The 10,466-nt window shown below is 36.9% G+C and carries 9 protein-coding genes and 1 pseudogene; 2 read left to right on the top strand and 8 right to left on the bottom strand.

Going from position 1 to position 10,466, the window contains the following annotated elements:
- Positions 1 to 322: 322 nt before the first annotated feature.
- The 7 genes and pseudogenes from H6G75_RS32065 to H6G75_RS32095 all read right to left on the bottom strand — a co-directional run.
- Positions 323 to 457, bottom strand: a pseudogene (locus H6G75_RS32065) (IS982 family transposase); the annotation flags it as partial.
- A gap of 41 nt (positions 458 to 498) precedes the next feature.
- Positions 499 to 1,470 carry an alpha/beta fold hydrolase gene (locus H6G75_RS32070; RefSeq protein ID WP_190983901.1) on the bottom strand — a complete coding sequence of 324 codons (972 nt, stop codon included), beginning with the start codon at positions 1,468 to 1,470 and terminating at the stop codon, positions 499 to 501.
- Positions 1,471 to 1,618: 148 nt separating this feature from the next.
- Positions 1,619 to 1,804 (bottom strand): hypothetical protein, encoded by a 186-nt coding sequence (locus H6G75_RS32075; protein WP_190983905.1) that lies wholly within the window; start codon positions 1,802 to 1,804, stop codon positions 1,619 to 1,621.
- A 484-nt stretch (positions 1,805 to 2,288) separates the two neighbouring features.
- Complete coding sequence (locus H6G75_RS32080; protein WP_190983902.1) at positions 2,289 to 5,861, bottom strand: GAF domain-containing protein; 3,573 nt, start codon at positions 5,859 to 5,861, stop codon at positions 2,289 to 2,291.
- 871 nt (positions 5,862 to 6,732) lie between these two features.
- A complete protein-coding gene (locus tag H6G75_RS32085) occupies positions 6,733 to 6,909 on the bottom strand; it encodes a hypothetical protein (RefSeq protein WP_242051722.1) in 177 nt (58 codons plus the stop codon).
- A gap of 213 nt (positions 6,910 to 7,122) precedes the next feature.
- Positions 7,123 to 7,377 (bottom strand): hypothetical protein, encoded by a 255-nt coding sequence (locus H6G75_RS32090; protein ID WP_190983903.1) that lies wholly within the window; start codon positions 7,375 to 7,377, stop codon positions 7,123 to 7,125.
- 30 nt (positions 7,378 to 7,407) lie between these two features.
- The gene (locus H6G75_RS32095; RefSeq protein ID WP_190983904.1) at positions 7,408 to 8,793 is read right to left on the bottom strand and encodes a hypothetical protein; all 1,386 of its coding nucleotides are present in this window, start codon (positions 8,791 to 8,793) and stop codon (positions 7,408 to 7,410) included.
- A 249-nt stretch (positions 8,794 to 9,042) separates the two neighbouring features.
- On the opposite strand from H6G75_RS32095, the gene H6G75_RS33715 reads away from it, so the two are divergent.
- Positions 9,043 to 9,171 (top strand): hypothetical protein, encoded by a 129-nt coding sequence (locus H6G75_RS33715; protein ID WP_277884127.1) that lies wholly within the window; start codon positions 9,043 to 9,045, stop codon positions 9,169 to 9,171.
- A 1-nt stretch (position 9,172) separates the two neighbouring features.
- Here the strand turns inward: H6G75_RS33715 and H6G75_RS33360 are convergent, their stop codons facing one another.
- Positions 9,173 to 9,448 (bottom strand): hypothetical protein, encoded by a 276-nt coding sequence (locus tag H6G75_RS33360; RefSeq protein ID WP_242051723.1) that lies wholly within the window; start codon positions 9,446 to 9,448, stop codon positions 9,173 to 9,175.
- A 161-nt stretch (positions 9,449 to 9,609) separates the two neighbouring features.
- On the opposite strand from H6G75_RS33360, the gene H6G75_RS32105 reads away from it, so the two are divergent.
- The gene (locus H6G75_RS32105) at positions 9,610 to 9,972 is read left to right on the top strand and encodes a GFA family protein (protein ID WP_199338108.1); all 363 of its coding nucleotides are present in this window, start codon (positions 9,610 to 9,612) and stop codon (positions 9,970 to 9,972) included.
- The last annotated feature ends 494 nt before the right edge of the window (positions 9,973 to 10,466 follow it).

A 10,466-nucleotide genomic window follows, 5' to 3' on the forward strand; every position in this document is an offset into this window, starting at 1 on the left:
TTATTAGTATAGTCCAGATATCAGTAGACATCTTAGAGGCTGTTTTGTCAAAGAGTTCTTGTCTGCCCTCTCTTCGGACGAGCGTTGAGGAGTGATGGTAGCTTTTGAGGAATCGGAGCCTGCGATGCTTGGGCAGTTAGTGGCTGAGGCTCCCGATTGGGTGCTGTGGATGGCGGATGAATAAATGGTGAAACACTGCGCTAAAGTCAAAATTTAGATGGATTCGGACAACAACCCTGACCAAGAATTAGCTTGCTCAGACATATTTATGCGTTCGCTCTCATTAGACCAAAGACTATCAAATTTTAATTTCCACCTAGCTAGTTGAAGAATCCCAAAGTGCTTCTCGTTCACTGCCATTTGCCGGAGTCAGGGTAAACCTACTAATAACTCCTGTGACACTAATGATTAAATGCCCATGAAACCCATAGTACCTCTGTTTCTTGGTCTTTGTAAAATATTGCCCATCAACAAGAATACGCTTGTTCGTTTTATAGCTTATTTATCAACCTTTTTTAAAATGAGCTTAATAGCACTCACGATTAACTCTGGTTGATCTATCCAAACAAAATGACCACTTTTTTTAGCATCAATTTGTACACAATCTGTAGATAAATTGAGAATTTTCTTGTGCATTTCCTCTCGTAAATTATTGGCAGCTTTCATAGGTAAAAGCATAGTCCAAACAGAAGGTTGAAAAAAAGTATGCGCTTTGATGCTAACTATAGGCAATGCCGCAAATTTTCTGGTTAACTGTAGTTGACGACTACTATTATTCAGGTTTAAGAGTTCCCGACTCATGGTAATCCAGTGCTTGGGACGGCAGAAAGAACGCTTAATTGGAAAGAGTGCTACTGGCGGAAATTTCATTAATTCTGGCTTGATAATTTCAAATGTACCCACCAATTTGAGTAATCTGATAATGCCCAAGATTGAGCCAAAAATTGACATAATAAAGCCAGAAACAAAAAATAGTTTCAAAGCTTGTAAATAGATGGACATTTTCAGCATATCTGTTTCATGGAGTCCATCAGTAAGTACCATACCTACTACTTTTGAAGGAAAATAATGAGCATATAAACGCACGTTATAACTACCAAAAGAATTGCCCACAAGAATATATGGTGGTGCAATTCCTGCTTGGGTGAGAAGGGTATCTAACTCAGTCACAATTTGCTGACTAGTGCGAGGATGAGGACTATGATTGCTCCATCCATACCCAGCACGATCATATATACAAACCCGTGTCAATTTAGCTATTTCTTGCACGAGTAAATAACCTTCCATTCCGCCTAAACTGTGTTCCAAAATCACAGTAGGGCTAGACTTTCCAGCCGTGTAGAGATGCAAGTGATATCCACCCACATCAATCAATTGTCCTGGCAGAGGTTCTCGATTTTCTCTTAAGCAGGCAATTGCCTGATAAAAAGTTGTAACTAATAGTAGAAACATTTCAATAGGAGATGGCATTGTATTCCTTAATACATCTTTAATTTCTTAAGAAAAATAGTTAACTAGAGAGCTAGTAGAATTAAATTAATTGACCGTAATCGCTCTCGAATTACAACCGACCTACCATTGAGATAACGAGCGCAAACATTTGTATCTAACAAATACCTCACAATATTTCTTCCCGCACCTCAAAATCACCTTCAGAATCAATAACAATTGGATCGTCTTGACAACTGCGGTAAGTCTGCTCAAAAAATCCTGTTGGCCATCCTAATTCTTCAGGTGTTTTTGGGGCAGTGGATGGTTCTATCTGTTGATAAATCACCACGACTTCCATTTCTTTGTCTGTCATGCCATCTCTCCATTCAAAAATTTCCTCCTTATTTGCCTCATCCCAGATTTTTAAAGTACATCTAAATTCATTTATTTGACTGCCAATAGGCTAAATCTACATTGGTCAGTGAAAGGTTACGTTTAAGCTTGGCGATCACTTCACTATATGGTTCTCATGCTCTCGAATGTACGCCTTTACCTTCTTACAGTACTGTTAGGGGCTGAAAGCACTTTGCTTTGTGGTTTTACTGTACGTTTGCTAATTGCCTTAGATTTGGGAAAGCACTGTCAGAAATCTTTAACAGTGGAACAGTGCTGAAAAGAACCTATGAGTTTTTGCTAACCCAAAAGTGAAGGTTGGCAGCTTGCAAAAGAGACTTAACGGGAAAAGTCAGATGGGTTAAAGGATTGTGTTGAGGGAAACGCAATCACACCGGGTTGTCCTTTTTCTCAAGTGGGTAAACTGCTTTAGAATGAATATTTGGGGCAGTGGCAAGTATAGGTTAATCGTTTTTGATCTGTGATTTTCCTTCTTTAGATTTTGAGTAATTTAAATTCGATTCGCTAACTGATTCAATCCACTTATTCGTAGCAGTTTGAATGATTTGCTGTTTTATCTTTGGGCTAGTCTCTGGATCAAGCTGTTCTGTCGCTGAAAGTAAGATTTCTAATTGACGTACATTATACAATTCTTTATGATATCTATCCATACGTTCATTAGCAGCTTTCCCACGGTCAAATGCTAACACAGTAACTGCTTGTAGCAACACACCAACAAAAGTAGCAATACCACTTCCACCAGTTAAAGCTTGGGAACTATTATGATTATTATTATTACTTATTAAATTAGATACTCCATAAAATATAAGTATAAGTCCAGCAATTGATGTGCATATTGAGATTCCAAAACTTATATTTGCTTGTTTACGAGCATCTTTGTAGTTATGGTTAATATTGACAGTAAGTTCAGATGTACTTTTAGATAGCTTTTGTTTCAAAACTTCAGATTTTTTGGCACTAGTATATGCTAAAGCTATTTGGTTAGCATACACTTGATATATAGCTTTATCTTCTTCTGACAACTCTTCTTCAAATGATTTAGAAAATATTATCCACATAACCCCTATTTTTTCATCTCGTGAGGAGAAAGGAACACATAATCCACTGCAAATACTTGTGTTATTTACTTGTCTTCTTTCGTAATTATTTATATTAATTCTATTAATAGGAAAATTTATATTGGGACAATAAATATTTTTTTGTTCGTTATACACTTGCAAAGATACTTTTTCCAAAGCATTAATCAAATTTTTTTTACTGTTACTAATATCGAGAGGAATAATATCTTTAATTAAAATTTCATATTTCCACTTTTGCTTTTGAATTGGGACAACAATAACTTCGGTTGCACCGACAGCTTCTCTAGTCAGCCAAACTGCATTTTGCAAGATATTTTGTGGATGTGATTCAATAATATTTTGTAATGATTGTTGGAGTCCAATTAATATATTTTTCTGATTACTAACAGATTCAACAAGGCTCTTCTTTTGAAATGCAATTGCTACTTGTCTAGCAAAATGTTCAATAACCTCTTTATGTACATTCGTAAAAGCATAAGGATCTTTATGTTCAAGATTAATTACACCAATTACTTTATCAATAACTATAATAGGCACAACTAATTCTGAACGAGTTTCTTCTTTAAATTGAATGTATTGTTGCCAGTATTCAGAATTTTTAGCTTTTTCTTCCTGTAAATCAGCAATCAGAATAGTTTCTTTTTTCTCGGCAGCAAGTTTAGTGATACCTATTTTGATTTTCTTTTCATCACTTTCATCTTTAAAGATTTTTTTAGTACGATGATTGAGTTCAGTCAAAATATATTCAGGCCAGGCAGCTTTGTAATCAAATTTTTGATACTCATTCAATAAAGCTAGATAACTAAAACTTGCATCTACTAACGAATAGGCGTAACGTACAATATCTTTTAGCAGTAAATCTGGATCATTTCTTGTAGCTATAGCTTCAATAGCTGTAGCAAGGTCTGTATTCGCTTTCGTCCAAGTTAGTTTTTCAGCCAAAAACTCTTGATGATAAATCGTGCTGGCAGCTTGATTTGCAAACAATTCAAGTGCAAATTTCTCAACATCAGAAAAAGGAATTTCTGAATATTTATTCAGGTATAAAGCCCCAACAATACGCTGTTGCTCTAATTCATTCTTAATCATCAAAGGAACAACTATTTGATATTTTATTCCTAAATCTTTTAGCTCTTTGGAAACATATTTGAAATTTTCAAATTTCTCAGAAAATTCCATTGTTTTCTTTTCCTGAATTACAACATCTGTAGTACCGCTTCCATCCAAGCGAGGAAATTGCTGTTTAATATCTTCAGGGAAAGTATAAGTTTCACCTTTTACTCTATAAATTTCTTCACCATTCGGTAATGTCATAGAATACTCTAAACGATGAATAACTGCTGCTCTAGCACTAGTAACTTTTAACGCATGTTCACAAATCTTTTTCAGTAAATTTGCCTTGTTTTTATTGAGTACAAGCTCATTCATCTTACTGCTGATATCATTTGAGTACTCTAAAGTCATTGTACGTTCAATAACTGTAGCAGTGCTTTGTGCAACAGTTTCTACAAGCTCTCGATCATAAATAGTAAAATGATCTTTCTTATTTTTATAACAATTAATTACACCAATAATACGGTTAGATTGGTTAACATCATTTTCGTCTATGTAAGGTATTACAGGCACTGCCAGCATTGAAAGATTACTACCAGGAAAGCGAAAATTTGGTTGGAATTCTTCATTTTCCAGTGCATTTGGAATAATTCTACTCTTCCCGTCTTTTAATACACACCCGACAATACCCTTTCCCTTTTCAAAAATTCTTTTAATTCTTCTTGGCACTTCTTCAAAATTATTTGAGTCATTAGCTCCAACCCATTCCTCAAGAAAAATTTCATTAACATCAATAGGACTAGAAACCTTAAAGTATGTACAATTATCACATTTAAGTTCATCTCTTAACTTTATAAGTATTTGGCGCATTAAAGCTTCGCTCTTAAGATCATCTCCAATCTCGCGTGTAATTTCTTTAACTACTCTGGCATTCCTTTCCTGTAAAAAATCTACAATCGTATCTGCGAGAATTTCTCCATAACCTTGAAGAAATTTGATCAGTTTGTCTTTATATCGCGCATAATGACCAGGAGTTTTGTGATCCAAAGTAATAATTGCTATAGTTTTATCTTGGCGCTTCGCAGCTAAACCAACCCAAGAGTTAATATCATTTGTTGCATCTTTATCTTCCCAACCTAATTCATATAATTTATTGGGATTAGTTTCCCGCAAATGTTTCAGATCATCTATAATAATTACACCTTTTTCATTTACATTTTTGATCAACCTATCTTCATTAATTATTTTGAGAAGTTGTCGATCTGGATTTACATGAAAAGCATCATACTTTAATAAATGTCTTTCACCTGTTTTATTATCAATCAATGATATTGTAGCTCTGTCATATCCAATTATTGGATTTGTATTCAACTCAAGAAAAAGATTTTCTACTATTTTGTCAAAATCTTTATCCTGGAGAAAGTCTTTTTTAAACTTTAGAATCGATTTAGCATTCTTCATTTCTAAGCCTATCGATTGAATATAGGCTTCTAAAACAGATGGATTGAACGGACAGGCAAATACATATATACCTTTTAACATTGCATCACGAGCTTTTTTATTAATAGGCTCGTTGAAATTAAATACAGTAATAATACCTAGATACTCTAGATGTTTATGCTCATATTTAAAGTTAGCTAAATCATTCCAAATATGAGAATTATTATCATCAATCCATACTAAAAAAATATCCCATAATAAATTAGAAGCATTTATACTTACTAATTTATCTTTAGCAGTTAATAGTGAATTAGTTTCTTCAATTTCTATCTCAGGAATTGACTGTATATGTCTCAAGGTATCTTCAAGTTCTTTTTGATATTTATTATTTTCATTTGATAAATTAAGAAATAAAAGCCTAATTTCTTTAGCTTGATTTTTCATTTTTAGTCTCTTATAAAAATTTTGTATAAGCTTTTATTATACTTACGTATAGGAGTAATTTATCTAGGATTTAACCATAATTTTTGTCTTGTTAGTAGGTAGTATTAAATATTAGTTTTAACTTTTATAAGAGTAAGGATGAGTCAGCTTAATTCTAGTTAATTGTATATGTATAAGAACTTTTTATTTAGCATAGATACCAATAAAAAAACAAACATTCTTAAACGAACAAAGCTAAAGCAGATTACTGTGTTACTTTGAGTCGGTTTGTAAGATTGACATCTTGAAAATAGCTACAAACAGCAAAAATTTTTGCAATCTTATTGCAGAGAGAATATGCTTAATAAAATAAACTTTTCACAATGCCATTTAATGGGACATTGCAAAGATACTAATTATGTGTATGTTACTTATACAACTATTTGGAACAGCACTTAAAAGCATATTAGCAACATCAGTAGATTTACGACAGTACTTAAGCTAAAAAAAATCTAAACTTTTTTATCTAATACTTGCTGTTCCTTACTCGGACATTCTTTCAGCATTCGCAAACAGATATTTTTATACTAACAAATATAAATATCTGTTTACATTACTTGTTATATTTTGCTACGAAGACAGAGTTTGGATATCTGCAATCAACTCAATTCAATTATCGCTCTTATCATCTATACTCTCACAAGAGTACTCCCGCCAACCATAATGGTGTGGCGGTGATGGAGAATTAAGGGGGTTCGTTAGCGAAGCAGTAGCAAAGAACTAACCTCTTTAATTGTTAGGACTATTTTGCTTTTCGACATAAGATTTAAGTTCTTCAAGATTAACACAGTCATGTTAAATATTGAAGTATCAGTATTACCCTGCAATGTAGTTAATTTGATGACACCTCAACAACATTTTCTGCAAAGCTTTGATAAGCATCACCCATTTGTTTAGCCACCGAGTCAGGAAAGACGTGAAAATCCCCAGCTTTGAGAGCTTTTATGATCCCATCAGCCACAAGTGAAGGTGGCTGTGCAAGCTCACCCATTCCTGCTGCATCGCTCATATCCGTGGTTATCGGGACAGGGTGAACACTTAGCACAAGTGTGGAAGGCACTAAGAAAAGGAGAAATCGTTAAGGCAGCAGGGGAGAGAGAAAAGCGATTAGGCATACGAATGAAAGAAATAGAAATCCCCCTCTGCACCCCTGCCCCACGGCAATCCTTACACTGTCTAACCTTCAGCTTAACTTAGTGCCATTCGCACAAGTGCGTCCTTGTCACTGTTTGAGATTAATATGGTGATCGGCGTAAAGAGTATCTTTGAGCAAGTCGTACATCCGACTCATCATCCGCCCAAAAATGCCATCATCTACCAAGTGACGACTGACGGGTTCCGGCTGGAGTAAAAAACCTGCCAACGCCAGAATAAAACCTGCAACTATCAGTATTAAAAAGGTGTACTCTCGAATTTGAGACCGCCATAAAGACACAAACAGCCCATTGCTTAAGGAGCGAAAATTTGCAAAATTCATAAGTCTTACCTACTGTAACCAAGTCAAAATTCACAGAGAAGGAAAGCGTTGCAGATTCATCCACACCTGCGCCCGTGTGTTTGTATTGTCGCCTGTAACATTAAAGCTGGTTTTAGTTACTGTACCAGATACAGAAACATCTCCTGTAATCTGACCGTTAGCATTATAGTTAATTAGTAAATTGCGGCGAGACGAGCTAGGTGAAATATCCACATAGTCATCCTGAGTCACACCATCTTCATCATAGATTTTGATATCGAATGGAACAGTTGCGATCCGATTATTGATCCATTTGGGAAACACCCAACTAAACGGCAGTAATTTGTTAGGATACACGTCATCTCCTCCATCAATGGAAGACCCACCATAAGCTTTACTGCCAAGTGTGCTATTACCAATCGTAATGTTCGGATAGAAGTCAGCCTGATCTGGATAATCTACGTAATACCAAACCCAACTTGTGTTGATCGCCTTCACCCGCTCAATCGTTAAAATGACTACACTAAAATTTTCACTCTGCCACAGCTCATAAAATCGCTTTAACAAACCTGCTCCTAACTGTTCTGCTAATGGCACCATTTGTTGAGCAGAGTTATAGAAAGTGGCTGAGTTTTTGGCTAATGACAAAAGCGGCGTAGAACGTCGGGCTGCTTCTTCAATATACTGCCCAGGTCGCCAATCATTGCGATAAATTCCACCTTGAGTAGCATGAGGCAAACTGTTGAGATAAGTATCAACAGCATTTTCATATTCAGTGTGCATAGAACCTGGTTTCTGCGCTCCTTCGTCTGTGGCGTGTTGAGGAACAGTTACATCTTGAACATAATGCAACACCCAACCCATCCAGGTTACAGCTTTAGCCGTATTTCCTTTTCGCATTTCATCTACTGCTTGAGCATAAGCCCAGTCAGCCATATCATTTGAACCAGGTTGTGGCCCCGTCAGAGTATATAATTCCCAAGAACCCAGAGAAACAAACTGAGCGGCATCCACAGCGAAATTGTACTTACCAAAATCTAGTACCAGACCTTTCCCTGTAGCTGGATTATAGAAATGGCTAAAGCTACTACCAGGTAATGGCGGAGTTGTGTAAACTCCTGGTACGGAAACAGCAAAGGGTGTGCCAAAGGTATCAGGTTGCAATTCGCCATTGAGAATTTCCTGGCGATAGGTGTTAAAAAAGTTAGCTATTGTACTCAATCCATCGCCACGTAAAACATCTATTGCTTTTAGTCCCATTGTGCCGTGACCTCTCGGCTGGCTAATATCAGCCACAGTAGTACTGCCATTGAATCCAACAGGTGGATTGTAAGCCCAGGCTTTTTGTAATGGACTGCAAAAAATGAAGATAGAGGTTATTAAAATTGTCAGCAAAAACTGTCTAACAAATGGTATGCCTAGCCGCAGCACTTCCATAGAGTAGATGCTCCTGAAGATTGGATACATGGAAAATTAAGTAACGCAGGGTTCGACTTCAGGCTTATAAGTAAAAAACTACGCAGCCAGAATACGGTGAAATGAATCACATTCGCGTTATAAGCATCACTGAGTATCCAATGCCAACATTAATATCTCCTCTAAGAAAGATTTAATTTTTGCTTAAAGGTAGAACTTGACGCTGATGATGAGCGGAACAGGATTGTTAAGAAGTGGTTAAGGGATGAATTGGCAAATCAACCCTCAATTGCGAACTGCGACTTACGAATTGATTTTGTGGCGTTTGAGGAGGCACAACCGCAAATATTTGGGCAGTTGGTGGCTGAGGCTCTCGATGAGGTGGAATGTATGGTGTGAGTTATGGAGTTTTGACCTGTCTGCTTACGGTAGGACTGATCAATAATTCTTCTGTGTTCATCTGAAATTCCAGAGATGCGATCGCATTCTCAGCTAAGGGAGTTCCAGCTTGAAAGACTCCTGCATTATTGATCACTATTTGAACATCTGGAGCAGTTTGAGCGGCCGCAAAAATAGATTGGGGATCACCTACGACCTGAATTGGTACTACTCGATTGTCGTATTGTTCAAACAATAGCATGGTATCATCATCTATATCATGTGTATCTAACAACACCAATTTTTTAGTTATTTTTGAAGTTTGTGCTTTTGAACACCCCTTCTCAGGCATTTCAAGTTGTTGTTAAAGACTTAATATATTCCCGTATCCGTTGCAATGCCTGTTGCGCTAGGGCGTGTTTTAAAGCTATAGCTAAAGAAAGAACGGAGTAGCACGTCATGAACGACTGGAATTTACCTTGGGAAGGTGGATGCCGTTGCGGACAAATACGATTTCAGGTAAATGCCCCACCTCTGCTGACGATGGCTTGCCACTGTACAGGTTGCCAGCGAATGACCGCTAGTGCTTTTTCTTTAAGCGTTGCGATCCCAAGCATTGGGTTCTCCGTACTGAAGGGTCAACCAACTATTGGCGGATTACATGGCGCGACTCACCACTACTTCTGCCCACACTGTATGAGTTGGATGTTTACTCGGCCCGAAGGAATGGATGAGTTCGTTAACCTGCGGGTGACAATGCTGGATGATGTGTCATGGTTCACGCCTTTCATCGAAACTTGGACAAGAGAAAAGCTAACATAGGCAATAACTTCTGCGGTTCATAGCTTTGAGACTCTACCTACTTATGAAGATTATGCTTCTTTGATAGAAGAATACGCCGAGCAAGCATCGAAACCTTTTCAATAACTAGAACTTGAAACTTTCCCCAATCTTCAAATCCGTTCGGGCGCTATTTGCCCTGTTGCGCTTAATTTGGCGGATTGGTGTTGGTTGTGAAAATGATTAAGTTTCGCCCGTAGATTTATTGTAAATAGTTTGCTCAAGCATATTTTCATACACAAGCCTCAATTGTATAGTATTCCAATACTCGCAATTCGCGGTTAAAAGTTTGATTCTATAGCTGTGTTGCCGAATTTTAGAGAACTTTGTCAGAACGCTACGCGAAAGTTTTTTGACACTCTCAGGTCTAAAGACACTGAGATTCTGCGGACAGAGTAGCTTTTGGTAGTGTCCAAAGTCTTACTCTCGCTACGGTCGTCAAGCACCGTCTACCCAGTTGGCTAAGGTCTAAGCCT

The organism is Nostoc sp. FACHB-280 (assembly GCF_014697615.1).
In the GTDB taxonomy this organism is placed as follows: Bacteria; Cyanobacteriota; Cyanobacteriia; order Cyanobacteriales; family Nostocaceae; genus Nostoc_B.